This is a genomic window from Nocardiopsis sp. CNT312 (assembly GCF_000515115.1).
In the GTDB taxonomy this organism is placed as follows: Bacteria; Actinomycetota; Actinomycetes; order Streptosporangiales; family Streptosporangiaceae; genus Nocardiopsis.
This window is the reverse complement of record NZ_AZXF01000027.1, coordinates 53,233-78,917: the sequence shown is the minus strand read 5'-3', so window position 1 is coordinate 78,917 and position 25,685 is coordinate 53,233. Positions and strand designations below refer to the sequence as shown.

At 67.5% G+C, this 25,685-nt stretch carries 26 protein-coding genes; 21 read left to right on the top strand and 5 right to left on the bottom strand.

All coding sequences use genetic code 11. The features are described 5' to 3' along the window. A partial coding sequence (locus tag B042_RS25760) for an integrase core domain-containing protein (RefSeq protein ID WP_028648771.1) occupies window positions 1-261 on the top strand: 261 nt, incomplete at its 5' end. Between the two features lie 543 nt (window positions 262-804). Then, window positions 805-1,902 carry an IS630 family transposase gene (locus B042_RS26565; protein WP_231494076.1) on the top strand — a complete coding sequence of 366 codons (1,098 nt, stop codon included), beginning with the start codon at window positions 805-807 and terminating at the stop codon, window positions 1,900-1,902. A gap of 134 nt (window positions 1,903-2,036) precedes the next feature. Here B042_RS26565 and B042_RS0113650 read toward each other — a convergent pair whose 3' ends face one another. The 4 genes from B042_RS0113650 to B042_RS23155 form a co-directional block, all read right to left on the bottom strand. After that, complete coding sequence (locus B042_RS0113650) at window positions 2,037-2,594, bottom strand: hypothetical protein (RefSeq protein ID WP_155989088.1); 558 nt, start codon at window positions 2,592-2,594, stop codon at window positions 2,037-2,039. 220 nt (window positions 2,595-2,814) lie between these two features. Beyond that, window positions 2,815-5,289, bottom strand: a complete 2,475-nt coding sequence (locus B042_RS25755; RefSeq protein WP_155989086.1) for a hypothetical protein — start codon at window positions 5,287-5,289, stop codon at window positions 2,815-2,817. A 109-nt stretch (window positions 5,290-5,398) separates the two neighbouring features. Beyond that, a complete protein-coding gene (locus tag B042_RS0113645; protein WP_028648768.1) occupies window positions 5,399-5,956 on the bottom strand; it encodes a GNAT family N-acetyltransferase in 558 nt (185 codons plus the stop codon). A gap of 10 nt (window positions 5,957-5,966) precedes the next feature. Further along, on the bottom strand, window positions 5,967-7,520 hold the full coding sequence (locus B042_RS23155) for a hypothetical protein (RefSeq protein WP_231494065.1): 1,554 nt from the start codon (window positions 7,518-7,520) through the stop codon (window positions 5,967-5,969). A gap of 281 nt (window positions 7,521-7,801) precedes the next feature. Between B042_RS23155 and B042_RS23150 the strand changes: the two genes are divergently transcribed. From B042_RS23150 to B042_RS0113615, 5 genes are all read left to right on the top strand, one after another. Then, entirely contained in the window at window positions 7,802-8,233 is a 432-nt protein-coding gene (locus tag B042_RS23150) for an ATP-binding protein (protein ID WP_231494059.1), read from the top strand. Window positions 8,234-8,509: 276 nt separating this feature from the next. Continuing rightward, window positions 8,510-9,667, top strand: a complete 1,158-nt coding sequence (locus B042_RS0113630; RefSeq protein WP_028648766.1) for a glycosyltransferase — start codon at window positions 8,510-8,512, stop codon at window positions 9,665-9,667. Continuing rightward, window positions 9,664-10,359 (top strand): hypothetical protein, encoded by a 696-nt coding sequence (locus B042_RS0113625; RefSeq protein WP_028648765.1) that lies wholly within the window; start codon window positions 9,664-9,666, stop codon window positions 10,357-10,359. The genes B042_RS0113630 and B042_RS0113625 overlap by 4 nt, the downstream gene beginning before the upstream one ends. Further along, window positions 10,356-11,546: a hypothetical protein gene (locus B042_RS0113620; RefSeq protein WP_028648764.1), complete on the top strand. Its 1,191-nt coding sequence runs from the start codon at window positions 10,356-10,358 to the stop codon at window positions 11,544-11,546. The genes B042_RS0113625 and B042_RS0113620 overlap by 4 nt, the downstream gene beginning before the upstream one ends. Further along, on the top strand, window positions 11,543-12,436 hold the full coding sequence (locus B042_RS0113615; RefSeq protein WP_028648763.1) for a glycosyltransferase family 2 protein: 894 nt from the start codon (window positions 11,543-11,545) through the stop codon (window positions 12,434-12,436). Before B042_RS0113620 ends, B042_RS0113615 begins: the two co-directional genes overlap by 4 nt. Here B042_RS0113615 and B042_RS0113610 read toward each other — a convergent pair. Then, complete coding sequence (locus B042_RS0113610; RefSeq protein WP_028648762.1) at window positions 12,390-12,911, bottom strand: ATP-binding protein; 522 nt, start codon at window positions 12,909-12,911, stop codon at window positions 12,390-12,392. The two genes, B042_RS0113615 and B042_RS0113610, sit on opposite strands and share 47 nt — an antisense overlap. Before the next feature lie 96 nt (window positions 12,912-13,007). Between B042_RS0113610 and B042_RS0113605 the strand changes: the two genes are divergently transcribed. The 14 genes from B042_RS0113605 (at window position 13,008) to B042_RS0113545 (ending at window position 25,596) form a co-directional block, all read left to right on the top strand. Next, window positions 13,008-13,832, top strand: a complete 825-nt coding sequence (locus B042_RS0113605) for an FkbM family methyltransferase (RefSeq protein ID WP_231494057.1) — start codon at window positions 13,008-13,010, stop codon at window positions 13,830-13,832. Window positions 13,833-14,071: 239 nt separating this feature from the next. Further along, window positions 14,072-14,245 (top strand): hypothetical protein, encoded by a 174-nt coding sequence (locus tag B042_RS25750; RefSeq protein ID WP_155989084.1) that lies wholly within the window; start codon window positions 14,072-14,074, stop codon window positions 14,243-14,245. Beyond that, a complete protein-coding gene (locus B042_RS0113595; RefSeq protein ID WP_028648760.1) occupies window positions 14,238-15,077 on the top strand; it encodes a replication-relaxation family protein in 840 nt (279 codons plus the stop codon). Before B042_RS25750 ends, B042_RS0113595 begins: the two co-directional genes overlap by 8 nt. A gap of 1,380 nt (window positions 15,078-16,457) precedes the next feature. Further along, complete coding sequence (locus tag B042_RS0113590) at window positions 16,458-16,943, top strand: hypothetical protein (RefSeq protein WP_231494032.1); 486 nt, start codon at window positions 16,458-16,460, stop codon at window positions 16,941-16,943. Next, on the top strand, window positions 16,937-17,443 hold the full coding sequence (locus tag B042_RS26560; protein ID WP_231494030.1) for a hypothetical protein: 507 nt from the start codon (window positions 16,937-16,939) through the stop codon (window positions 17,441-17,443). The genes B042_RS0113590 and B042_RS26560 overlap by 7 nt, the downstream gene beginning before the upstream one ends. Then, window positions 17,440-17,754: a hypothetical protein gene (locus tag B042_RS23145; RefSeq protein WP_051415679.1), complete on the top strand. Its 315-nt coding sequence runs from the start codon at window positions 17,440-17,442 to the stop codon at window positions 17,752-17,754. Before B042_RS26560 ends, B042_RS23145 begins: the two co-directional genes overlap by 4 nt. A 167-nt stretch (window positions 17,755-17,921) precedes the next feature. Beyond that, on the top strand, window positions 17,922-20,609 hold the full coding sequence (locus B042_RS0113580; RefSeq protein WP_028648758.1) for an OmpA family protein: 2,688 nt from the start codon (window positions 17,922-17,924) through the stop codon (window positions 20,607-20,609). 810 nt (window positions 20,610-21,419) lie between these two features. Further along, complete coding sequence (locus B042_RS0113575; RefSeq protein ID WP_155989082.1) at window positions 21,420-21,719, top strand: hypothetical protein; 300 nt, start codon at window positions 21,420-21,422, stop codon at window positions 21,717-21,719. Window positions 21,720-21,734: 15 nt separating this feature from the next. Then, complete coding sequence (locus B042_RS23140; protein ID WP_036554954.1) at window positions 21,735-21,974, top strand: hypothetical protein; 240 nt, start codon at window positions 21,735-21,737, stop codon at window positions 21,972-21,974. Window positions 21,975-22,101: 127 nt separating this feature from the next. Next, complete coding sequence (locus tag B042_RS0113565) at window positions 22,102-22,713, top strand: hypothetical protein (protein WP_028648756.1); 612 nt, start codon at window positions 22,102-22,104, stop codon at window positions 22,711-22,713. A 114-nt stretch (window positions 22,714-22,827) separates the two neighbouring features. Beyond that, complete coding sequence (locus tag B042_RS24385) at window positions 22,828-23,478, top strand: hypothetical protein (RefSeq protein WP_051415678.1); 651 nt, start codon at window positions 22,828-22,830, stop codon at window positions 23,476-23,478. A gap of 127 nt (window positions 23,479-23,605) precedes the next feature. After that, a complete protein-coding gene (locus B042_RS0113555; protein WP_028648755.1) occupies window positions 23,606-24,226 on the top strand; it encodes a hypothetical protein in 621 nt (206 codons plus the stop codon). Window positions 24,227-24,350: 124 nt separating this feature from the next. Then, entirely contained in the window at window positions 24,351-25,154 is an 804-nt protein-coding gene (locus B042_RS0113550; protein WP_028648754.1) for a winged helix-turn-helix domain-containing protein, read from the top strand. A 76-nt stretch (window positions 25,155-25,230) separates the two neighbouring features. Further along, on the top strand, window positions 25,231-25,596 hold the full coding sequence (locus tag B042_RS0113545; RefSeq protein WP_051415677.1) for a hypothetical protein: 366 nt from the start codon (window positions 25,231-25,233) through the stop codon (window positions 25,594-25,596). The last annotated feature ends 89 nt before the right edge of the window (window positions 25,597-25,685 follow it).

Genomic DNA, 25,685 nt, shown 5'->3' with positions numbered 1-25,685 from the left:
TGTGCCGAGCTCGGCATCGTCCAATCGATGGGGGCGATCGGGTCGAGCGCGGACAACGCCGCCGCGGAGAGCTTCAACGCCACGCTCAAACGCGAGACCCTCGCCGGNGAGGCCGTGTACGCGGACGAGGCGGTGTTGCGGCGCACGGTGTTCCGGTGGGCCCACCGCTACAACACCCGTCGTCGTCACTCGCACTGCGGGAACGTGTCTCCGAACGACTTCGAGGTCTCCAGAGCGTCTACGATGGCGATCGCGGCGTAATCAATCACCCCCGTGTCCAACATCCGGGGTTAAGCCCCCGAGGGCGAACCACCCGTAGAGTTCGTCGCCGCCCGGGAAGCTCCACCAGCCCGCCCCGCAGGGTCCGCTGGGGAGCAGCCCGAGGGCTCCGCCGCCGGCGATCAGGGCAGTGGCTATCGTGCGGATGATCTGAACAGGGGACACGGCTCTCCTCAGTGCCGGGGGTTTCGATGTGGGACGCCCTCGTACATTCTCGGGTTGTCGCCGTGTACGTGGGGCTCAGGTCCAGTGAGTCCAGCGGCTGCTGTCCTGTGTCGGGCTCGGCGCGCGCCGGGATCGCCTACCGTTGCCCGTGTGAACCTGGAAGCTGGCGAAGGTGATGTTGGATCCGGCGGCAACCGTGTCATCGGAGGCGGCAGATCGGACGGCGTGGCTGGTGCTGCGCGACTCCGGCAGGTCGCACCAGTGGGTGTGGGCTAGTGGTCTGTCACATGGTTTCGGTTGCGTAATTGACCTCCAGCAGCGAGTTCGGGAACCTGCTCCCACAACTGTGTGGAGGTAACCATGGCCCGCCCGCCCGACGTGTTCGTCCGCCCCCTGTCGATGCAAGAGGGCCGCAAAATCCAGCGGATCTCCCGCACCGCCAAGGACCCCGTCAAACTGCGCCGCGCTATCGTGGTGATGATGTCGGCCCAAGGCCAATCCGTGCCCGACATCACCGAGCTGATGCAGGTCAGCCCCGACTACGTGCGCCAGGTGGTCCACACCTTCAACGAGCGGGGGTTCGAAGCACTGGACCCAAAATGGAGTCGGGGCCCGGCCCCGACGATCAGTACTGACACACGCCGACACATCGGCCTGATCGCCCGGACCACCCCTGCCGAGTGGGGCATCGCCGGGCAGTCGACCTGGAGCCCGGCCACCCTGGCCGAGCACCTGACCGAGCGCGGGGCCGTCGCGGCGATCAGCCGCGAGCACCTACGCCGAATCCTGCGTGAGCAGGGCGTGAGCTGGCAGTGCACCACCACATGGAAGAGTTCGAACGACCCCGACTTCATCACCAAGATGCAGCGGGTGCTGAAACTGTACGACCACCCGCCCGCCGACGGGCGGGTGGTCTGCCTGGACGAGTTCGGCCCCTTGAACCTGATGCCGCGCCCGGGCAAGCGGTGGCGGCCACAGGGGCGCCCGGCCCGGCTTCGCGCGACCTACCACCGCTATGAGGGCATCAGGCAGATGATCGCTGCCCTGGATCTGGCCACGGGCCGGCTCTACTACCGGATCCGCAGGCGCAAGCGGTGGCGGGAGTTCCTCTCCTTCCTCAAGACGCTGCGTGCGCGCTGGCCCGGGCAGCGGCTGTATGTCGTCTTGGACAACTACTCCCCGCACCGCCATCCGCACGTGCGGGCCTGGGCCGCTGACAACGATGTGGAGCTGGTGTTCCTGCCGACGTACGGATCATGGCTGAACTGGATCGAGTCGGAGTTCGCTGCGCTGCGCTATTACGCGCTCAACGGCACCGATCACCGCTCTCACGCGGTGCAGAACAAGGCGATCGGTGCCTACGTGCGCTACCGCAACCGGCGGGCACGGCCCAAGACCTGTTTCGCTCAGAGTTCACCGATCCGGAGTTGGACGAGTTACCCAGCCAAAGCCGCGTGACAGGCCACTAGAAGGTTTAAGACGGGGCTGGTCTCATCTCGGTCCCACCGTGGTCCCATCAGCACGACGACTCCTCAAAGATGAGGACGCGCGCTTCGTCTGAACTGAGGTTTTGTGGAGTGTCCGGCAGGATTTCAACCTGAGGCCATCGGATTAGAAGCTCCCAAGGAGCGTCCCGGAATTTCGACGACATCCTTGATGACATGGATGGCCACAGTCGGATCATCGAGCATCCACTTCGTCAGTTGATCCTGGGCATCTTTGATATCACTGAGGATCTCCTGGTATAGCTCCACCATCGCCTGACGATCATTCACCCTTTCGGTATCTGCTGGCTGAGGAAGTTTCATGAGCTCGCCAACCTTTACTCGGATCTCAGCGAAGGAACACCGAAACTTCACCATGTAGATCCGTGCCCTGATCGGATGCCATTCACCAGGGGTCGACGAGGTTCGCTCGTCCGGCTCATAGACGTACATGAACTGCTGCAGTAGCTCTTGCAGATCAGCGAGGCTGTTGCGCTCGTTCTCCATGAATGAGATCGCAAAGGCCTCCTTGCGCCCCTGAAGTTCACGCTGACTGGCGCGCCGGTCCTTGAAAGCGTCGTTGATGATGCTTCCAGTCGTAGCTACAAGTACACCTACGAGTGGGCCAACGACAGCCCAGGTTGTTAACCATGTCTCTGGTTCCATGACACCCTCCAGATGTATGCGGATGAGAGGTAAGCATTCCTGTATGTGTTAGAAAATTGTTAGTCAGGACTCACCCATAACAAAGGTCTCGCACCTGGTTGTATTGGGTTCCTGGAAGTAGCGTCAAGCGCCGAATGACGCAAATACTCTCAGAAGCGAAGCTGCGGGATTGCTAACTGCAAACCCGATAGGATTCGAATCTGTGGCCATCGGATTAGGATTAGCGGTTTCGGGTCCGCCTTTTTATGGACTGTCGGATGCTTTCAGGGCTTTCCTTTTTCATTTTCTCGAGCGGCATAAGTTGGGCAGCAGCATCGTCGAGCTCTAGGTCTGGTCCTATATTTCTGTTGTCATACAGTAGTCGCCGTAAATATTTTCCTGTCGGGTCAAAAATCATGCATGCGGCTCGATGGGCGCCCGTTTGGTGCTTCTTGGCTTGGAGGTATGAAAGGAGGTAAGGCGTTGCAGAATTCAAGTCTTCCCTGGGCCCGTGGCACACCCAAACCAGCAAGACGGGCATACTAGTGGTGTCACCCATCAAATAAGTGATGGAGTGGCGCTTCTGGTCGCGACGCACGAGTTTCGCCAGGTCACCTGAGTTTCGGCCGAATGTACGCTGGACTCTATTGTCACCCTCCAGCATCGCAGCTGTCGTTGGCAGCCAACCCTCGGACTCCGTTTCGATGACTTGGTCGATAAGACCCATCAGTCTTTTGTCGGTTTCGAGGCGTGGTTTATCCGCTGGTGGTGCTGACGAGTCGATTTGCGAATTATACCAAGCATCAAGCGGATCAGTGTGACTGAAGACGAATTCTGGGTGCTGGTTTTCGAAGCGATCTATGTCCGAAGTTGATGGCGGTCTAGACCACGGCAGTGCTTGTGCCCTCTCGCGGGGGTCCGGTTCAACAAAGAGTCCTCGGCGGAGGAAGAGAAGGAAGAGGTCAAGTTCGTCAACAGCACGATACTTCCACGTAACTGCAGGCTCGGTGCGGCGGCGTAGGTAGAGAAGTAGTTCGCTGGGGCGCTCTAGCAATTCGCATACGATGCGAAGGTCGTGAAGCGAAACCGTCCAAGGAATGTGGTCTGGTTTGAGGATGCCAGCGCCGAGTAGTGCTGTTGTCGCGGTAGTGACGCCGGATAGATCCTCGAGGCCAATTGCAATTGTATGGATCTCTCGGACGCCGCTGGCATCGATCCACTGATCGGCATCTAGCCGTATCCGCTTGTCGATGGTTATTCGCTCTCGAAGGCGGACTGCTTGATTCGCAGCCTTGGTGATGATATCGCGCAGTTTTCCTCGTAGCCAGCGAGCGTCGCCGCCGCGCGCCTCCGCAGTCAGCGCCACGGACTTGACCTCAATGATCAACGCGATGTCATCGATCAGGATGAGGCCATCGCCTTCAACTCGCTTGGTGAACTTCTCCGGATCTGATTGAGGAATGACCGCCCTCGGGTCAGGGATGAAATAGTTGAATGCACGGAAAAATTTCGCCCCTGGAAGCGCGCGAGCTAGAAGGTCTAGGGCGGTATCCTCAACCCAGCCGCCACGGTGCTTCTCATATCTTTTCTGCCTACCAGACGCTTTAAGCCTGGTTTCGATAGCCTCGCGAACGGCAGGCAAGGCGAGCGCATCATGGACGAGCATCCGTCGCCCTTGCGTGTCGGCAACGATCGGCGTCGTACGTAAAGGATTGTCACCGCGGAAGAACCGGTCCAGGGTCTCGTCGAGGTCGACGAGACCAGTCAAGGTAAAAGCCTCAAGGACTGCCTCGACAGTGGAAGGGCCGTAACCGGTGTGTTCAGCAACAGCGGCAGAATCGATGGTAACCGCTTGATCGATATTGGTAGTGAGGTCCTCCAGTGCGTCGCGTACTTCCTGTGTGGCTGCTCGATGCGCCTCTGTTGGCAGAAGGACCTCGCTCCTTCTTGCCTCTTGCCAGGACTGGAGGAAGGGGAGACTCGCATCTCTAGCGGCCTCCATGCGAGTGAAGCGCTTTTCGAGCTCAGCGATGGACAACGACCGGACTGCGTCCATCACATTGACGGCTTCCAAGCCCGTGAATCCCAACGTAGCCTGGCAGTCGTCGTGCACGGATGAATCTCCGAACAAGCCACGAAGAGTGTCCAGCAACATATGTGGATACACCGGGTTTCGAAGGGTTATCTCGCGTTGCCTTGAATAGAAGTGGATCATGCTGTCCGCATCGGATGGCGACGATTCGAACAGCGTCATGATGCTTCCAGCGGTCAAGGCTGTCCGAGCTGCCTCCTCGATGTGCGGAGGCATGAACCCGGACTCTACCGTAACCTCGTCGGTTTCAGGCGTGGCGGAATCCCGGCACATGAGCGCGAGCGCAATCAGCTCGAGTACCGCAGCCGACACGTCCGTCCCGGTTATTGCCCGATTCATCATCATAGTGACGCGGACACTCGCGACAACTTTGGTTAAGTCAAGGCCGCAGGACAGTGGATCTATCTTCGCAATCGCCGCTTTTAAGTCTGCCCGTGCCGCAGTAGCAGCGTCCTCCGAACTAGTAGCGTCCCGTAGATATAGCATGAATCTTTCATGCATCTCACCGATTTCCGACTCAAGCGAGGAAGCAGCAGCAAGGTGGCTTGTACGCGAACGGTCTGCGCTTCCTTGGTGCTTCTTGTTGGTTCTCGCCTGCCGCTTCCTTCTCTTACGTTTGCTCACTCCGGCAGCTTACCTACCATGGGCGACATTTTCGCGATGTTTACTGTCTCGCATCGGGTTCTTGGTGGTGTGCCGGGATCGCCTCCCGGCACTTGGTCCAGGGCGGGGCCTACAGCGTGCGTGTTGGTGGGTGCGGAGTCCACTCGTCGTCGAGGATCGAGTGGACGATGGAGTCGCGCCAGGCGTCCCGGGTCCACAGGTGTCGGCGGATACGCCCTTCCTCCACCATCCCGGCCCTGAGCATGACGCGCTCGGAGGCCCGGTTCTCCGGCGCACGCGCACCCCAGATCCGCTTCAGCCCCAGGCCCTCGAAGCCGAACCGGAGCAGGAGCCGGACGAGCTCGTCGCCCAGCCCTTGCCCCCACAGGTCGGGGCGCAGGGCGAACCCGATCTGCGCGCTGTGGGGCCGCTCGTCCACGCCCAGGCGGGCGCTGCCGACCAGGCGGTCTTGGCGCGCGACAGCGAGCATGTAGACCGTGCGGTCCTCCTGTTCGGCGTCGGCGGCCGCGGCTGTGACGATGGCGGCGCACTGCTCCCTCGTCCGCGGGGTGAAGGACAGGTGCCGGACGGCTTGCGGGTCGCCGTAGACCGCGAGCAGGTCGTCGACGTCGGTGGGGCGTAGTTCGCGGAGGGTGAGCCGGTCACTGGAGAGTTCGACTGGGCGCATGCCTGGCAGGTTAGCGGCCCGAGGTCAGGGCCGAGACGGGTGTGCGGCTGTAGGCCTCGATCTCCTGGCGAAGCCGAGAGGCCGTCCTGCTCCCCGTGTAGTTCGGGCTGCGCAGGGCTCCGTGTACGCGCATGACGCTGTTCACCACTCCGGCGACCCGTTTCGAGGAAGGCAGGTCCAGGACCGGACTGAGGGCTTCGGTGGCGCCTTCGATCTCTCCCAGGGATGCTCGGGCGTAGCCGAGATCGGCTCGAGCGCCAGCCTCGTCCTGGTAGGCCCAGTCGTCCGATCCTTCAGCGGCTGCGGCCTCATAGAGCCGGACGGCTTCTTGTGCGACCTCCTGCGCCTGTTCCTCGCGTCCGGGGATCCAGATCTGCGTCTCGGCTCCGTAGTAGAGCTGTCGGCAGTGCGCGAACCGCATGAGGCCACCGAGTTCATCCAGGTCGTCCGTCCCCAGCCGTTCACGCAGAGCGGTGGCTTCCTGTAGATCGTCGAGTGCCCGCTCTCCGTTGCCCAGCGATGCCCATGTGCGAGCGCTTTGGGACATGAGCCAAATGGCGGCCGTGCCGGTGCGCTCGGTCGCCAGACCACGTGCCAGCTCGGCGTAGCGGGCAGCCTCTGCGGGCCATCCCGCCCAGTACGCCATCAGGCTCTGCTGGGTGCGTACCCGGATCCGCAACCCGTCGTGGTCGGCGTTGTCGGCGCAGATGAACGCGGTTCGAGCCTGCTTCATCGCGGCGTGCGGGTCGCCGAGGTCATGGCTCGCCTTGGCGAGCATCATGCTCAACAGGCCGCTGAGCAGGTACAGGTCCTTGGACTGGTTGGGGCGCTGTCGTCCTTCCAACAACATGAATGCCACGTCCTGGGCCTCGACCAGATCTCCCAAAAGCTCGTGGAGCGGGGAACAAGGGTAGGCGCTCGCGAGCCTGGACACCTCATCGAAGAGTTCCTGGATGGTCTCCACACCCACATTCGTTCCTTCTGCCATCGCTCCGAACCTCATTGCGCGTTTCGCGGCCATGTCGATCTGCCTTTCCGGAGGTAGTGATCTGGTCCCGTCGTTGACGGGGAAGTGCGTCTGGTGAAGGTCCTTCTGGGGAATGCCGGGTGATTCGAGCTGGGTTCCGATCCTTTTCAGGACGTTTCGTTCGTGTTCGCTGAGTTTGTCGAACCCTTCGGGGGTCAGCAGCCTTCGAGGAGAAGTACCGTACAGCGTTGCCAGAGCAACGACTTGGGCCGCCTGCGGTGCCCGCCCACCCACTTCCGGCCAGAGCTCCAGACGACTGAGGCCTGCCTGATCCAGAGGTAGGCCAGCGGCGGAATCGCGGTAGCGCTCGGTCGCTTCTGCCTGACTCCATCCGTGCATGTGGCGGTAGGCCGCCAGGGGTGAGCATCGGGAACGGATCCGGATCTCGTCGGCGATCTCGTCGTTGGTGCGACCCTGCTCACGCATCTGATCGCACAGTTTTCGAAGCTGGGCTTTCGTCCACTTCATGCAGCTCCCCTCGGGCGTCGCTACCCAGATTGCCCGAATCAGCCAGGGCCGCAACCAGGTCATCGCCACCAATGCTCCCTATCCAGACATGAGAAGGCGTGTCTCGCTGGAAAACAGCAGTTCAGGGGCGGTGCCAGTGGCATAGAAACCATGTCGGCGCACCCAGTGACTTGCCATTGCTTTCAGGGTTCGATCGAAGGTGCAGGAACGAAGGGGACGGTCCTACGACTCAAGCGATCGAGGCGCGTATGACGGCTGTAAAACGGATGAAAGTTATAGATGGAACGACTGGACAGGAGGGTGATGCGGTGGCATCGATGCTGCCGCGTCGTGTACCCGGTTACTCCTTGATGCCCCAGATGGGGAAGGCCAGTCGGCGCCACGCCGCGAGGTTCGGACACACCTCGTCGCAGGTCCGTGCGGCCCGCCGCTGGGCACGGACGGTCACCGGCCTCCCACGAGAGGACGCCGACGTCCTTGAGTTGCTGCTCTCGGAGTTGGTGACCAACGCCTTGGAACATTCGGCCTCAGGCCAGGGCGGCCACGTCACGGTCACCCTCGCCTGCCTCGACAGCAACGCGATCCGTCTTGCCGTCATGGACGCCGGGCCTCGGCGCGGTGCACCCACCACTGTTCCCCACGTAAACGAGGCCGACCCTGGGTTGGAGTACGGGCGTGGCCTCGCCTTGGTGGAGAGGCTCAGCCGACGCTGGGGGTTCCTGGGCGTCCCGGGAGCACCACTCACCGTCTGGGCCGTCATCTCCCGCAACGCACAGCGGTGAGGGGGACAGGCGATGGGCTGGACCCGTGCTGACGATGGCCACCGTCTGGGGGATCTTCGACCGCCACCTCCCGCCCCCGCGATAGGGCCCTACCGCGACTTGGAAGGCCCCCTACGGCCAGAAGCAGGTGGAACCGCGTAACCCTCCAACGCGAGCGCCGGCCGAGTGTGCACCGCCCTCCACTCACCACACAAGCGGGCGTTCCGTGTCTTTCTCCCACGGCTCCGAACATCCGCCATGCCCGCCGACACAGCACCGACAACGAAAGCGACACCGATGCCCGGCTCTCTGCTCTACCTACTCAACGTCTCCAACGCCTCTCGCCTCAGCGCCGACTCCGGATGGATCTACGCCGACATCCTCACCCGCGCCCTGACCGACACCGGATGCGACATCACCCTGGTCTGCCCCACCCCGGTCAGCGACCCCCGCGTACGCCACATGGTTCCCCCGCCCAGCGCCACCGGAAAATACCGGGTGCGCATCACCCACGACGTCGGCTACCTCGCCCAGCTCCTGCGCGCCACCCGCCCCGACACCGTCGTGGTCAACCAGATCGAGGCCGCCCCCGCTGTGCGTGCCGCCATGCTCGACGCCCACACCACCGCCCAGGTCGTCGGCTACTGCCACTACCTGCCCTTCTCCCTGGACGACCACGGACACCTGGTCAAAGACCCCGCCTTCAGCGACGGCGGCCTCGAACGGCCCATCCAACTGGCCTTCGCCAGCGGCCTGGCCGCCTGCGACCGCATCCTCGTCCACTCCCGCACCGCCCACGACTGGACCCTGGCCGTCTCCGACCACTACCGGGCAGGCGTCCACGACCGGGTCCACATCGTGCCCCCACCCCGCGACCCACGCCTGGTCCGCGCCGACGTCGACGCACCCGAACACGCCCTGGGCCTGTACAACCACCGTCTCTACGGCCACTACGGCACCGACCATTTCATTGATCTGGCCCATCGGCTCACCGGTAACGGACTCACGCTTCGGGTGATGGACCTCTTCGGCCGCCGTGACCCTGAGCGCGTCGCCCTGGACCCCAGCCCCGAACACGCCCTGGCTCGCTTCGACGCCATCCCCGGCATCACCGTTTGCACCGACGAAGGTGACCGCGAGCGCTACCGAGCCCTGCTCGCTGACACCACAGTGGGGTTCGCTCCCTTCCGATCCGGGTGCACGTGGTCGATGTCGATCATCGACCTGCACGCCATGGGTGTGCCCGTCGTCGCGCCCCGTATGGCCTGGATGGCCGAAGCCATTCACGAGGACCTGCTCTTCGACCAGGCCGACTTCGACAGCGCACTCAAGATCGTGGACCGGCTTGTGGAGGACCCTGCCTTCTGGAATGCCCACAGCCGTCGTGCCCACGAGTCCACTCGACACCTGGCCCCCGAACAGGTGGCCGCCGACTACCTGGAGGCGATCAGGTGAAGTCCCGCCCCGACGCGGTGATGCTCTCCTTCGACGAGCCCCTCGCCAACGACCTGCACGCCCGTCTGGAAAGCGTCCTGAAACGGCCGGTCAAGCGCCTACACGGCGTGGTCGGCATGCGCCGCGCCTACCGTCTGGCCGCGGAACTCGTAGACACCGACACCTTCCTACTCGCCGACGGCGACTTCGACATCCACCCCGCCTTCGCCCCCGACCCCGAACCCCTCTCCGAGGATCTGGCGATGCGGGTGTGGAAGGCCGTCAACCCCGCGACCGAAGGCACCTACGGATACGGCGGTATGAAACTCATCCGCCGCGACTGCCTCCGCAACGTGGGCGAGGCCGTTGACGTACTGGCCGCCCTGCCCGGCAGTGTCGAGTTCTCTGCCCAGGTAGCGGGCACCACCCGCTTCGACCAAAGCCCCTACCACGCCTGGAAGGCCGCGTTCCGCGAAGTCGCGATGCTCACCCGCGGTTGCGAGTACGGAGCCGACCCCGACACCACCCGCGCACAGATCCGCGCCTGGTCCGCACCGGTCGGAGGCCGCTTCACCCCCTGGGTACGGCGCGGAGCCGCCGACGGCACCGCGTTCGCTCGTACTCTGCCTGTCGACAGCCCCGCCTGGCAGCGGCTGAACGATCCCGTGTGGCTGCGCGCCCGGTTCGGCACACTCTCCCAGGAGCAGCCGTGAAGCGGCCAGTGGTGCTGGTCGAACCGGCCACCGAGCACGCGGGGCACTGGCAGGAGGCCCTCGTCCGCCTCGCCGCGGCGGCTGCGGCCGAGGATCGCCAAGCCGTCGTGGTCACCCTCAACGGCATCCCCGCCCACCTCCACCGCAGCCTCCAGGGACACAGGGTGCTTGTGCTCACCCGCCCCCACGGACCCACGGGAAGACTCTTCCTCGCTCTGGCGAAGAGGACACACAGGGCGTCTTCGATCGCTCGCCGGTTGCTGCCTCACCGCCGGTCACCGCACCAGATCACCCTTATCGCCCGCTGCCTGACCGAAGCGGCCTCCCTGTGCACCGCCCGTCACACGCTGAGTCGCGAACCCGAGAGCGTCGTGATCCTGACCGCCAGCGAGGCCCTCCACGCGATGGCTCGCCTGCTGTCACAAACGTCGCACGTGCGGGTGGTCCACGAGGTCAACACCACCGAAGACCGCCCCCTCCGGGCCGTGGGACGCCTGGCCCCCACCCGCCGCGTCGCGGCCGTGTGCCCCACAGCGGCGGTCGGGAACCAGATCCGCGCCCTCTTCCCCAACCTGGTGACCACGGTTCACCCCTTCGCCCTGGCCGAAACCGACGAGCGGATCACCGCTGACGAACGCCCACAGGCCCGCCGCGACCTCGGCCTCCCCGACAACACGCCGGTCCTCTGCGTGGTCGGTGGATGGTGGCCCCACAAGGACATGGCCACCCTGGCCAGCGCACTGGAACACCTCACCCGTCCACTGCACGTCCTCGTCGCGGGCGAGCCCACCCAGCCGGGGCTCCTGCGCCGGATCGCCGCAGCACCCCAGGTCACACTGCGGCACCTGACCGGACCACTCGCCCCCGCCGACATCCGCCGGGTCTACGCCGCCGCCGACTTCACCACCGTCCTGCGCCACCCCGGTGTGGACAAGGAGTCCGGATTGGTCGCCGACTGCGCCCGGCTCGGCGTTCCCCTCCTGGTCTCCGACCACGACCCCGACCTCACCCGCCGCGTCAGTACCTGGGCAACGGTCTTGCCCGCACGAAACCCGTCCGCGCTCGCCGCCACCATCGACCACGCGGCAACACACCCACTACCCCCGCCACCGCACACCGCAACAAAAGACCTCGCACTGCACACCCCGCACCAGGCGCTCGCCCTCTTCAAGGAACTGATGCCATGAGCCTGCCCCTGATCGCCGTCATCGGCCCTGTCGAGACACCTCTGCTCCACGCCTGGGTCGCCCACTACCGTGCCCTCGGAGTCGAGGACTTCCACCTCGCCCTCCACCTGCCCGAACACGCGCCCCCCGGCACCGAACACCGGCTACGCGAAACCCTGGCCCGTTACGGGATCACCCCCGCCCTGGCTGATCACAGTCCCTGGCACGAAAGCACCAACGCCCGCATCCGTGACCACCTCCGAGCCCGCGCCGGAAACGGATGGCACTTGATCGCCGACAGCGACGAGTTCCACACCTTCACCACCTCGCTGGCCGACACGATCACCACCGCGGAACAGGCAGCCCACACCGTCGTCCGAGGACTGCTCCTCGACCGCGTCACCCGCGACGGAGCACTCACCGACTGGAACCCGCAAGAAGGAGAACCCAGCGAAGCGGACCCCCGTGAACGCCTGGACACCGCCTACCCGCTGGGCGGCTGGCTCACCCACCGGCTCCTATTGGGCGACCCCCGCAAGATCGTTCTGGCCCGCGCCGACGTCCCCCTCGCCACCGGCAACCACCGCGCACCCGGACACCATCCCGCTCACGGCCGCGTCGCTACCGTGCACCACTTCAAATGGCGCGCGGGCATCGAAGCCGACCTACAGCGCAGGATCGCCCGATTCGCCTCCGGCATCTGGACCGAGGCCAGCCCAGCCGTCCGCCACGAAGCGGCCCGCTTCCTCAACCACCTCCGCCAGAACAACGGGCGGATCGACACCACCGATCCCGCTCTCGCCTTCCGTCCCGCCACCCTCGACCACACCCCGTCCACATGGCAGGACGAAGCCCACCCCATCCTCACCCGGTGGCGGCCGGCCCCGCCGGGAACGAGTCGGCAGCGATGACCTCCTCACCCTCACCCTCTGGCGGATCGAAACGGGCCACGAAGTCCGCCAACGCCTCCGGCGTCACCGTCAACGCGTTGGCGTCCTCACGACGGTTCCGCTCCTCCAGACGGCGCAGCAGCTCCTGCTGGGACACGGGGAAGTACAACAGCCGCCACCGGCCCCCCGAGGCCTCGACCAGCTTCTTCCACTCCTCCCGCTCGGTGCACCGCCACAGACCGTGGTCCAACACCACATCGCACCTTCGGGAGAGCAACTCGACCAGACGCTCACGAACCCAGTCCACGACCGGGGCCTGGCGCTCGAAGTACTCCCACTCCGGATAGTCCACCCCGTACCGGCCGTGCCGACGATGGACCTCCTCATCCACCGACAGCCGCACCACACCGCGTGGCTCCAGCACCGACCGCGCGTACGTCGTCTTGCCCGAACCGGTCAAACCGACCAGCAAGAACACCGTAGGAACCCGTTCCACACGCCCTCCCTCTTGGAGCCGCCGATGCATTCCGTGACCCGAACAGCCCTGAGGACGGCCCTCCGCCGTACCCCCACAGCAGTCCCCAGCCGAGCCGTGCGACGGCTGGACCAGGACCTCATCCACTACCCCGCCACCGCCGTGGCCCAGACCCGCCACGGCAGCCGGTTCCTGGTCCACACCAGCGACATCATCCAGCGCTATCTGTACATGTTCGGCACCTGGGAACCCCACTTGAGCGCCTGGATCCGCCGACGCCTCAAAACGGGGGACACCTTCGTGGACGTCGGCGCGAACATCGGCTACTACACGATGCTCGCCTCCCAGCGGGTCGGCCCGACCGGCCGCGTCGTGGCCATTGAACCCTCCCCGCGCTTTCTCCCGCATCTGCGCGCCGCGGTCCAGCTCAACCAGGCCGACAACGTGCGCACCGTGTCCTACGCGGTAGCGGCTGAACCCGGCCAGGTCGAGATGTACATGGCCGACCCGGGAAACCCCGGAGGCACCTCCATGGTCAAACCACGCCTCGTACACGCATCCTTCCACACCAGCGCCATGCCGCTCGCGGCCATCGTCACACCCGCTGAGATCCGCAGCGCACGCCTGATCAAAATCGACGTCGAAGGGGCCGAAGCCGCAGCGGTCCAGAGCTTGTCACCCCTCCTCGACCTGCTGCGCCCCGACGCCGAACTGATCATCGAGGTCACCCCCAGAACCCTTGCCAAACAAGGACTGGACGTCCAAGACGTGATCACACCCCTGCGTCAGGCGGGCTTCCACACCTACCGGATCGTCAATGACTATGACGCGACGACCTACCCTGCCGCCATCGACGCACCCGAACCGCCACGACGGTGGGAGCGGCAGGTCACCGAAATGAGCGACCTGGTGTTCTCACGGACCGACAGCACCCACGTGTAACCCCTTGTCCCATCCGTTCCCAGGGAGGTCCACGACCGGTCCGAGAGGCGTCTGGCCGGTGGGGCGGGGCGTCTGGAGCTGCTTGCCGGGGGCGGGAAAGTCGCGTCGCTGGTGTCGCATCGGCTCTTCCCGCTGGCTTCTTAGGGGAGCGAAGGGCCGGGGACCAGGGCCCGCCGTTCCTGGCGGCGGTGCCTGGTTCCCCTCGGCCGGTAGTCGAGCAGGGGAGGGCGGGGCAGGCGATGAAGTCGAGCGCGAAGGCACACCTGCGGTGGGCGGCGGTGGCCGCCGCGGCGGGGGCCGCGGGGTGGGTGCTGGTGATCTGGGTCCGCTGGGCTGGCTGGGCCCACGGGGTGCGGGCGGGGGCCGCCGATACGTTCTGGTCCGCCTCTGCCAGGGGGCTTCTGGATGGCTGAGTACGCACACACACCGGTGTCGTTGATGACGCGGTTGACCGAACGCGATCTGGCCATCGTCTGCGATGTCCATGAGCACCAGACGCTCACCACGCCCCAGATCACCCGGGTGCACTTTCCCCAGACGGGCGATCGGCGCGCCCGGCGGCGCCTGCTGGCCCTGTACCGCTACGGGGTGCTGGACCGGTTCCGCCGCTACACGTCGGCGGGCAAGCTCCCCGACCACTGGATCCTGGGCAGGAACGGTGCACAGCTCCTGGCCTACCACCGCCAGGTCCAGGTTTCCGACCTGGACTTTCGCTCTGACCAGGCGCAGCGGTTGGGGTACTCGGTGCAGTTGCGGCACGTTCTCGGGCTGGCCGAGAGCTTCGTGCTGTTCGTTGAGGCCGGCCGGGGCCCGGGTGAGTTGGTGCGCTGGTACGGCGAGCGTGAGTGCGCGCGTCGGTGGGGTGTCTACATCCGCCCGGACGGCTACCTGTGCTGGAACCAGGAGGGGAGCGACCTGCGCGCCTTTTTTGAGTACGACACCGGGACCGAGTCTCTGGAGAAGGTGCGCCGCAAGATGGCCGGGTACGCGAATCTGGCGCGCTACAGGGAGGTGACGTCGGTGGTGCTGTTCGCGGTCCATTCCGACAAGCGCGAGGAGCACCTCGCCGCGCGGCTGCGCTCGGATGTCCCCGGGCGGGTGGGGGTCTACATCACGACCCATGCCCGCCTGGCCGGGCCGGGACCGGCCCGGGCGGTGTGGCGGGCCGCGGATGCCAGCGACCGGTTCACGTTGGTGGATATCGCTCGCCGCCACCCCCTGCCCGAGCATGAGCCGGAGGAGTAAGGCCCGGTTCGCGGCGGCCGTTCGGTCGGGCCGCCCGTGCCCGCACCGCCGCTGCGGGCACGGGCGGCCTTCCGATCCGGGAGCATGGGTGCCCGCAGCGCGATGGATACGTGCGGGGGAGCGGGTGGGCGCTTCCCGGAAGTGCCCTCCGCCCGTCTTTTTCGTGTCCCCAAGACTTTTCTGAACCGTTCGGGTTGAAACTTCTCGCGAGTATGGGGAAGCATCAAAACCGCTGTTCAGCCCGGGTGAACGCGACCATTCCCATTCGACCGGCTTCATTCTCATGTCCGAAATGAGGTTATTTGCCATGCCTGTGCATGCCTTGAGGAACGCTCCCTGTGCCCTGCCCTCGCCGGGCGGGAGAGGGGGATAGCGAGTTCGCGTCGTGTCGGGCGGGGTGAGGAAGCGCAGCCCCGCACGTGATCGAGTTCGGGGCCATTGACACCCGTCCCGCCCACACACCGAAGCCGCAAAAGCGGCGAAGCACAACAGAAGAGAAGCCGCCTCGACCGATGAGCCACCACCGGCCGAGGCGTAATCCACCACCTGAAGCACCCAGGAGGAAGATCTATGAGCCATGCTACGGGTCGGCACCGCAGGCGCCGACAGGGATGGGCCAGCCGCGCGCGGTGGGCCGTGGGAGCGGTCCTCGCGGCGATCGTGGGGGTGAAGCCCGCGCCGCCCCAGCGCACGACACCTTCACCCCAGCGGTTGCCGCAGCCGCGCCCGGTGGCCTCTCACCCCCCGGGCCCGCCTTCGTGCGGTGAGCCGGGGTGGGTCAGGCGCTATGACGAGGCGCGCCGCGTCCACGCGGATCGGTCGTGGGCGCTCTTCACCGAGGGCGGGGGCGGGGCCCGTTCTGGCGCGGTGGTGGAGCTGCCGGAGTTCGGCTGGTGTGTGGATGACGACGGGGTGGCGGCGGTGCGCCCTTACTTGGTGGCGCATGAAAAGCGCCAACGCGCCAACCTGCGAAGGTCTTCTCCTTCCGCTGATGTGCAGCGGACTTCTGCGCCTTATTCCTGTGACCAAAGTACTGGTTCGGTAATCCCTGGCGAATGGGACGAATTGGCTGGACTGATTCGTCAGTGGCACGCGCAGCGGACCCCTGTGGCGTGAGAAACCGGCGGTGCTCCGGGCCTGTCTCCCTGTCGGGGGCGGGCCCTTTTCTTTGCCTCGTCTTCGTGTTTTTGCAGGTGGGGCGTGCGACATCGGATCGCGGTGGTTCTCTTCACACTTTTGGTCACGAGGAGTATCCGGGAACGGGTTGTGCCGTGACTCTGTGTGTGGTTAGTGTCACTTATCGAAAGCGCGGTGCTGGTGCCGTGCTCGGTGCGGAAACGGCGGTGGGGCATGCGCGTGCCTGTGGCGGGTGGGGTTGCGGTGGCCGTTGCGGTGGTTCTGGCCGGGTGTGCGGCGCAGGAGAGAGACCGGAGCGGCGAGCCGACACCCGCGCCACCGACTCGCACGGCGCAGGCCAGCCCACCGGCGGAGGAGCTGGCGCTGGAGGCCTACCGCGGGATGATGGGGGCCCTGGTCGACGGTTCCCTGGAAGGCGCTGAGGACCACCCGGACCTGGACGGGTACGCCTCAGGCCAGGCACTCGAACTCACCACGGCGATGCTGGACGGTGCCACGGCTACAGGGGAGCCAGTGCTGCGTCCCCAAGTGGTGGAGGCAGACCTTGACGGCGATCCCCCGCAGGTCGTGGTCGAGGACTGCATGGACAACAGCGAGTGGGTGCTGGAGGGTCATCCCCCTCGTGAGGCCTCGGCACGCAACACCCGCTTGTTCGTGGCCACGGTCACCGAACAGGCCGGGCAGTGGAAGGTCGAGGAACTGTGGCTGGGGGAGTTCGACCAGTGCTGAGCCTGCGTGAACGAGGCGCCGTCGTAGGTATCGGAATGTGCTGTGTCCTGGCCAGCGCTGCGCCAGCCCTGGCCGATGACGGGCGCTTCTCCCACAACGTCGAGTGCTCTGCGACGGGATGCACAGCCGGAGCCCACAGCCCGCCCCGAGAACCGCCTCCGCCTCGCATACGTCCCAGCGAGAGCGCCAGCACGGGCAGCGGCCCCGAGTGCGTGGTGTGGGACGAGGAGTTCGCGCGGTCGGGCCTGGAGGGCCCGCAGGAGGTACCCAGGGGCGCGGCCCGGTGCAGCGCGGTCCTGGAGACCGCGGCGGAAGCGGGGTTCGATCCGGCCGCGCTGGCGGAGCGGATGCGGGCGGCGATGCGCCCGCCTGGGCCCGACATCGGCACCGCGCCGCCCCTGGGCCGTCCCAGGTTCGTGAACATGCCCTCCTGGATGTGGGTGGACGAGGGGGACTGGGCGCCGGTGTCGGCGACCGCCTCGGTCAGCGCGGGTCGGTGACCGTGGTCGCCGCGCCCCGGCGGGTGGTGTGGGACACCGGTGACGGCCACGAGGTGGTGTGCGCCGGGCCCGGCACGGTGTTCTCTGCGCGCACCTACCGGGAGGAGGGCTCCCCGGACTGCGGCCACACCTACACCTCCCTGCCTCCGGGCGGGGCGGGGGACACGGTGGCGGTGAGAGCGGTGTGGGAGTGGGCCGTGTCCTGGTCGGCCACCGACGGCACCGGTGGAGGGCTGGAGGATCTGACCACCGAGTCCACGGTCGCGCTGCCGGTCAGCGAGATCCACTCCGTGGTCACCGACATCCGCTGAGCGGTCGAAGCCCCCCGAGGGCGGCCCCGGGCCGGGCCCGCCGGGCCGCCCCCGAGTACCCGCACTCCGCGAGCGCGCTCCAACCCCCGCCGGGGTGATCCCTCACGGGGGCTGCGTGGCCCCGTGTCTTGGAACAGATCGCACGACAACGAAGAAGGGGGAGAGGTATGCCGCGCAGCGTGTGGTCCGTGGCGTGCGAGGTCGCGGTCTCGGTGCTTTTGCTGGTCGGGCCGCCGTGGCTGGCCAGCGGCCTGGAGTGGCCGCTGGGGGAGGAGGCCACCTGGGCGTGGTTCCTCCAGTACCTGCGTGCGGGCAGCGTCCCTGATGAGGTGGTGCTGGCGTTCTTCGTCGTGTTCCTGTGGGCGGTGTGGGCGGCCCACCTGGTGGTCGTGGCCGCGGACGTCCTCGCGCTGGCGCGCGGGCTGGTGCCCCGGGTGGGGCTGGTGCCCCGGGTGGGGCTGGTCCGCCTGGTGTGGGTGCTGGTGGCCGGGGGCACGGCCGCGACCTCGACCCAGACCACGGCCCTGGCCGCGCACACGACCGAGGCGACAGCCCAAGCGCCGACCGTGGTCGACACGCCTCCTGCGGAGGAAACCCCGACAGCCCAGGATCAGCAGGCGCAGGGCAGGACCGACCGTGTCCTGCCGCTGGCGGGGTTCGCTTTCGACTCGGCCGAGCTCACCCCCGAGATGGCCCGGTCCCTGGAGCCCACGATCGCTCTCATCGCTGAGTTCGCCCGCCCCGGCGAGCCGGTCGTGGTGAGCGGGCACACCGACCCGGTCGGCGACCCCTTCTACAACCAGGGCCTGTCTGAGCGCCGTGCCCGGGCGGTGGCCGACCATGTGGCCGAGCGGTTGGAGGCCGGGGTGGAGATCCAGGTGGTTGGTCTGGGTTCGGCCCAGCCCCCTGCGCAGCCGCATGCCTTCTATGGCCAGCACCGGCGGGTGGAGATCTCCTACACCCTCCAGCGCCCCACCGCCCCGGCCCCGGCTCCCGAGCGGTCGGCGGCCTCCCAACCTGAAGCGTCCTCCGGGGAGACCGCCACGGAACGGGTCTCAGAAAGGGCGGGCTCGGGCACGGCCACCGGTGTGGGAGAGAACGTTGTGCTTGCTGCCGCCGGGGCCGCCGCCGTGTCCGGGGCGGTGGGAGCGGCGGCCGGGTATACGGCCGGACGGCGACGGGCCCCGACCGAACACAGCAGGCCCGGACCGGCCGCCGATGCGGCCTTCGGGGCAGGTGCATTGTCGGGCGGGTCTGTCGTCGATGACGCCGCTCAGGACCAGGAGGTCCTGCTGCGCCAGGATGGCGAAGGGCTCTCCCGTGGTGTCCTGGACGGGGACGGGTACCTGCTGGTCTCCGACACCGGCCGGGTGGATGCCTCCGGGGGTGTGGCGTTCGCCGGAACCCACGCGGCGAGCGTCCTCGCGGCCGTCGTCGCCGGGCACGCCCCGGCCCCGGTGGTCGCCACCCGCACGGCCGCGACCGCCCTGGTCGCGGAAGGTATCCCGCTGGGGGGTGTGCAGGTGGCCTCCGGCCTGGCGCAGGTGCGGGTCGCGGTGGAGGCCGAGCTGCTGTCCCTGGCCCGGCAGCGGGACGAGCACGGTGACGGGGGCGGCGCGGTTTCCCCTGCCGCTGTGCCTGTGCTGGCCGTGGTGGAAGCGGGCGACCTCGACGCCGATCAGGGCCTGTCGGCGGCGCTCACCGGTACTCCCGGGGCGGTGGTGTGCGTGCTCGGTCAGAGCGAGGGCGCTGCGGTCACGGTGGACTGCTCAGACACCCGCCGTGTTCGGGTCCGCGCCCACGGCGGGAGAGAAGCGATCGGCGGTGCTCTGCGGTTGTGGAGCCCGCCGCAGGAACGGAAAGAACACGAAGACACCCCTGACCCGCAGGAGCCGCCAGCGGTCCCCGAGCACACCCCTGAAACCGAGGAGGAGACCGCGTTCGGCCAGGAGAACGAGGAAGAACAGCCTGCGACGTCTGATGACGCAGGAGAGGAACACCCTGAAGCCGACGACAGCCACGAGCCCTGCCCCGGCACCGAAGCCGCGAAGGGAACGGGTGGGGACGAGCCCTACCAGGCCAAGGAGGAGCGGGCCGAAACTGCGCCCGGCACCCACACACCGGCCAGGGCACAGGTACGGCTGCTCGCTCCCCAGGTGGTGTGCGAGGTCGAGGGCCACGATGTTCTTCAGGGGACGCGTACCAGCACCTACACCCTGCTCGCCGTCTTGGCCCTCGGTCCCCGAGAGGGTGTCTGGCACCAGGAGCTGACGGAAGTCCTCGCCCCACAGATGCCCGAGGTGCAGGCACGCCGGTTCAGGTCCAACGCGGTCTCGACTTTGCGCAAGGCCGTGCGCGTCGCACTGGGTCTGGGCCCTGAGGTCCCGGTGGTGGAGAATGAGAAGAACCGCTACCGGCTCCAGTGGGAATACTTCGACATCGACGTCCACCAGTTCTGTGGACTGCACGACGAAGTGAGGAAGGCCAGCGGGTCGAACACGGAAACCCTGTTGAGGAAGATGGTAAGCCTCTATCGCCAGGATCTCCTGACAGATGTTCAGGGTGAATGGTTCGCCGAACTCCGGTGGAAACTCCAAAGCATGGCTGCTGATGCGTACGTTCGGTTGCTGGACTACGTCGAAGACCAAGAAGAACGAATACACCTCATCGACTGCGCACTTCGCGTGGACCGCCTGAACGAAGTCCTCCACCAAGAGAAAATGAAGCATTACGCCTCCCTGGGAAGGAAAGACGCGGTCCACCGGTGCTTCGACGCCCTGAAGGACGAACTCCGACGCTGTGGCGATCAACCCGGACCGGAGTCCCGCGCTCTCTTTCAAGACCTCGTTCGGTAGCACTCCCGGTTCAGGCCGGTGGGGTTCAGCAGGGTGGTCGGTGCCGCCCCGGCGCGCGGTGGAGGCCCGGCAGACATGTGGGCCACAGCAGGGCCTGTGACTGGGCCTGTGAGTGGGCCGATCAGTGGGCCTGTGACTCCGCCTGTGGGAGGGCCACTGAAACAGGGCGCGCCAGGCGTTATCAGTGCAGGTCAGGCGGTGCTCAAACGGGTCGGCGGCAAGCCAGACTTATACCCAGTGGGTAGTCCTCTTCACGTAGGGGGCGGGCGGCCCCCTCCTTCTCCGGGGCGGGCCCAGCCCGCCCCGCCCCCTGCACTCCCTCTTCCTCCCACCCACCCTCCCCTCCCACCACCAGCACCCGAAAAACACCACCCAAAGCACACAACACAAGTTGTGTGCCTTTTCTTTGATCACCCAAATCGGCGCCCTCCATGAAAATGAAGATCACCCGGAACGGCTCCGCTGATGCGCCCGGCCGGCCACGCGCGCGCGTGGATCCTCTCCATGCGCGAAACGCGCCGAAAAAATCGCCGAAACGAGTTGACAACCCCGCCCCGCCCAAGTTGCTATTGGGTCGTTCCCGGAACACGGCAACGGTTCCGGGGTGGGGCGGAACACAGTTTCGCGGCGCGAGTTGACAAACCCACGCCACCCAAGGTCACATCGGGTCCCGACCGTGAACGGACACCGTTTGCGGGACGCGCGGAAAAAGGTTCACCGGACGAGTTGACAAACCCCGTTCGACCAAGTGAACCTCGGACCGAGAACGAGAAACACCCGAGAATGGAAGGGGGTTTATCAATGCGCACCATGCGCGCAATCGCCGTCATTTTCCGGCACGTAAACGAACGGCCCCGGCCGCTCACCGGAACCGAGCTGGCCCAACGCGACCGGGCCCGGCGCCTGCGCCGGGCGGCCACCGACTACGAGGAGGCCCTCGTCCGGGAACTGGCGGCCCGGGGGCGGGCGGCACGCCTGTACCGCACCCAGGGCCCCAGCGACCAGGCGCGCCGGGCGGCCCAGGACCACACCCGCGCCGAGCGCCACCGCGAGCAGGCGGAGAACGACCTGTTCCGGCTGCGAGCCCACCGCACCATGCCGACCACCTGAGAAGGGAGAACACCAATGAGGCGACGCGAGCCCCACGAGTTCGGCGAGGACCTGATGTGCCCCGACTGCGGGGAGGAGGCCCGCCACATTCCGCCCCTGAACCAGCCCCCGGGCTGGGCCAGGCCCTGCCACAGCCACCGGGACGGCTCGTCGCTGTGCCCCGGCTGGCACGAGGAGCCGGGGACGGGCCGGAGCGAGTTCGGGCCCCTACGGCCGGTCGTTTTCGTGCCCCTGGCGAAGGTCACCACGGCCTGACGCGACCGGCCCGGAGGGGGCAACCTCCAGGCCGGCCGCACCGCAACACCCGCGCCCACCGGACAGGTGTGGAGCCCAGGACCGCTGGGCGCGGGCCCAACACAGCACCCATGAGAGGGAGTGTGCCGTGCACACGAGTATGTACCACCACGGAGCGATCCAGGTCACGAACGGCCACATCGCCCAGCTGCGCATCGACGGCCCCGACCAGGCCCTGACCTGGCACGAGAACACCCGCGAGGTCGAGGTGGTCACCGTCAGCGAGGCCGCCAACCCGCGCCGGATGATCATCGCCACCAGCGCCGGGCTGGACGAGGTAGCCGAGGTCTACGACGGCGAGCCCACCGACGACGACCTCGCCCGGGACCTGGCCGACATCGCGGGGGACTGGCTGCACACCTGGCCCGAGGTCCGCGCCATGAACCTCCAGGTCCACGACCTGCGCAGCTTCCTCGCCGACGCCGGGGTGTACCTGCACGGGGCGCCCGTGTGCGGCCCGCCCGGGGAGGGGCTGCCCTGGATGAGGGACCACTACCGCCTGGGCGGGGCCGCCCGGTTCGTCCAGATCACGGTCACTTTCGGGTTTATCGAGCCCACCCGTATCCGTATCGCGGGGCGGGGTGATGGGACCCAGCCCAGGGGCGAGCTGTCCCTGGAGGCCGGCGGGGTGTTCTCCCACACCTCGACCAGCCGCCTGATCGCCAGCACGGTCGCCGACGCCCTGCGCACCCACGGCTGACCCCCGAGCCCGGGGGCCGCCCCGCGACAAGGGGGCGGGGCGGCCCCACCACCGCGAACACCCGTGTACGACGCGCGCCGAGCGCTGGGCCCGGCGCGCCCGAAGGAGAACACCATGCGTGAGCACATGACCACCTCCTGGGCGGGCGACTGGTTCGCCGACGCGGAGATCACCCCGAAGACGGTGCGCGCCCTGCACCGGATCGGTCCCGGCGGCGTCATCGTCGCCGACGCCCTGACCCGCCGGTTCCGCGTCATGCACTCGCGGCGCCTTGATGCGGCCGACGCCGCCCGCTACATCGTCTACGGCCACGGCGACCTGCGCCAGGACCTCGCCGATTTCCCCTGCGGCTACGGGGACCGGGACTGGGAGTACCTGGTGGCTGCCATCGATGAGACCTCCCGCGACTGCCTCGACGACTGGATCGACGAGGCCGCCCGGATCCGGCCCACCGGGCAGCGGCTGCGCCGGGAACTGCGGGCACGCGGGTTCGACCCCGACGCCCGTACCGCCTTCCCCCTGGTCAACGGGAGGGAGACCTACATCGACCACTACACCGACCGCACCAGCCCTCACATCACCGTGACCGTCAAGGCCCCCTGCGACCACGACCCCGATACCCGGGTCCTGGTGCGGGTGTTCGACCGGGGCGGCCACGCCAGCGCGGCGCCCTACCGGATCGCCAACCCGCTCACGGCCGGGCCCGCCGCCCTTCGGGTGCGCGAGCGGGTCGATGCCTACCTGCGCCGGAGCACCCGGACCTGACCCCGGCGCCTTCCCCTCGGGGGCTGCCCCGCGACCAAGCGGGGCGGGGCGGCCCCCGCCACCGCGAACACCTGTATCACCGCGCGCCGAGCGTGTGCCTCGGCGCGCCCCAACGAAGGGACACCTTGTGACCGGCTACCGCACCTTGCGTGAGCGTTTCGCTGACCAGGAGGTCACCCCCGGCATGCTCCGCCGCCTGCACCGGGCGGGCCCGGCAACCCTGATCACCGCAGGGCTGAACCAGAACACCATCAACCTCACCCGCGCCCGTTCCCTGGCGCCGGACAACCGCGCCACCGTCACCCTCTACGGGCACGGCGACCTCACCCACGACCTGGACTTCTACGACCACGACTGGGGGCAGATCGCCGACGCCCTGACCGAGCAGACCTGGGACTGCATCGACTCCTGGGCCCACCGCGCCATGCGCACCGGCGCCCTCATCCGCGCCCTGCGCGGCGACATGGGCGTCTACGGCATGGACCTGCACCGGCGCCCGGCCTATGCGCGCACCGAGGCCAGCCTGACCACGGTCACCGACACCTACACCTTCCGAGAGGACCCGCGGATCACCTTCACCACCTGCGCGGTGCAGTACGTCTCCACGCGGGGCCGGGCCCTGCTGACCATGTACGACCGCGGCCAGTCGGTCGGGGCCTGGTCCATGCCGTTGACCCCCACCGCTCTGCACGACCCGGTCCGCCAGGCGCCGCTGCGCGCCCGCGCCCACCTGGACCTGCGCCCCTGACCGTACCCGCACCACCTCGGGGCTGCCCCGCGACAGGGGGCGGGGCGGCCCCGCCACCGAACACCCGTATCACCGCGCGCCGAGCGTGTGCCTCGGCGCGCCCCGACGAAGGGAACTGCTCACCATGACCACGACGACGACCGCTGCGCCCGTGCGCCGCAGTGCCGCCCGTACCCGCGACCTCGTGCTGGCTGTTCTGGCCGAGGCGCCTGGGCCCGCGACCGTGACCGAGTTGGCCGAGGCGGCGGGGGTGGCCAGGTCCACCCTGGGCAAGCACATGCCCGCCCTGGAGAAGGACGGGCTGGCGGTGCGCACCCCGGGCGGACGCGAGGGACGGCGCCGCCTCCCCGACCGGTGGGAAGCCGCCCCCGCCCCCGAGACCGTCTCCGTTGACCGAGACGGGCCGGAGACGGACCGGGGCACCGCCTTCTCCGAGGTCGAGGCAGCCACCTCGACCGGGGACGGGCCCGAGGTGGACCAGACCGCCGACCCTGCCGACACCGACACCGACACCGACACCGTGCCCGAGGGCGGGGACGCGGCGCAGGCGGAGCCTGTTCCCGACCGAGGCGAGAGCACCCCTGCCGCTGAGGTGCCCGAAGCGGGAACCGCTACCGCACCGGCGGCAGCCCCGGCCCCGGTCCAGGCGAGGCCCGGTGCGGTGTCCCTGACCGGGGCCGCGGGACCCGAGGCGGGGGTGAACCCGGTGACGGGCAGCACCCGCCTGGCCCCCGGCCAGCTCAAGCTGATGGTGCGCGCCATCTTGGACTCCGAGCCGGCCGAGGAGTTCACCGCCACCGCTATCAGCCATCTCCTGCAGGGCCGCTCCATCGGCGCGATCCAGAACAACCTTGCCCGCCTGGCCAAGGAAGGCTACGCCGTGCTCGCCTGCGAGCGGCCCCGCCGCTACCGCTCCATCCACGCCTGAGGCCCGCCCCGAAGGGGGTGCGCGACCCCGCGCGAGGCGCGCACCCCGCCTTCCACATACCCGAGGGAGTATCCACGTGTTGAACGGCATCTGGCCCTGGAACACCACCGCGTGTGTGGGCTGGGACTACACCCTGGCCCTGACCGGTCTGTGCGTCACCCTGGCCCTGGTCGGGACGGTCAACCGGGCCCGCCGCCTGCTGCAGGACTACTACGTCGACGACGGCTGGCCCGGCATGGTGCACCGCTCCGAGCGCGGTCCGGGCACGGTGTGCGGGTGCGGCCACCACCTGGCGGTGCACGACAAGCGCACCGGCCGCTGCTGTCACGGCATCGGCCTGGACCGTCTGGCCCTGCTCCTGGCGTTGCCCTTCCCGCCGCTGGTGCGGGACATGCTCCAGGAGGCGGGCTGTTCCTGTCGCCGCGAGGTGCACCGGCCGTGAGAGGTGCCCGCGTGCGCGGGTGAGGGCCGCCGCCCCGCACCAGACCCCGGCCCTGGGGTCTGGTGCGGGACGACGTCCTTCACCTTCTT

Coding starts and splice junctions, on each gene's coding strand:
- B042_RS26565 (WP_231494076.1), top strand. CDS start 805: ATGGCCCGCCCGCCCGACGTGTTCGTCCGCCCCCTGTCGATGCAAGAG.
- B042_RS0113650 (WP_155989088.1), bottom strand. CDS start 2,594: ATGGAACCAGAGACATGGTTAACAACCTGGGCTGTCGTTGGCCCACTC.
- B042_RS0113645 (WP_028648768.1), bottom strand. CDS start 5,956: ATGCGCCCAGTCGAACTCTCCAGTGACCGGCTCACCCTCCGCGAACTA.
- B042_RS23150 (WP_231494059.1), top strand. CDS start 7,802: ATGCCCCAGATGGGGAAGGCCAGTCGGCGCCACGCCGCGAGGTTCGGA.
- B042_RS0113630 (WP_028648766.1), top strand. CDS start 8,510: ATGCCCGGCTCTCTGCTCTACCTACTCAACGTCTCCAACGCCTCTCGC.
- B042_RS0113615 (WP_028648763.1), top strand. CDS start 11,543: ATGAGCCTGCCCCTGATCGCCGTCATCGGCCCTGTCGAGACACCTCTG.
- B042_RS25750 (WP_155989084.1), top strand. CDS start 14,072: ATGAAGTCGAGCGCGAAGGCACACCTGCGGTGGGCGGCGGTGGCCGCC.
- B042_RS0113595 (WP_028648760.1), top strand. CDS start 14,238: ATGGCTGAGTACGCACACACACCGGTGTCGTTGATGACGCGGTTGACC.
- B042_RS0113580 (WP_028648758.1), top strand. CDS start 17,922: ATGCCGCGCAGCGTGTGGTCCGTGGCGTGCGAGGTCGCGGTCTCGGTG.
- B042_RS0113575 (WP_155989082.1), top strand. CDS start 21,420: ATGCGCGCAATCGCCGTCATTTTCCGGCACGTAAACGAACGGCCCCGG.
- B042_RS23140 (WP_036554954.1), top strand. CDS start 21,735: ATGAGGCGACGCGAGCCCCACGAGTTCGGCGAGGACCTGATGTGCCCC.
- B042_RS24385 (WP_051415678.1), top strand. CDS start 22,828: ATGCGTGAGCACATGACCACCTCCTGGGCGGGCGACTGGTTCGCCGAC.
- B042_RS0113550 (WP_028648754.1), top strand. CDS start 24,351: ATGACCACGACGACGACCGCTGCGCCCGTGCGCCGCAGTGCCGCCCGT.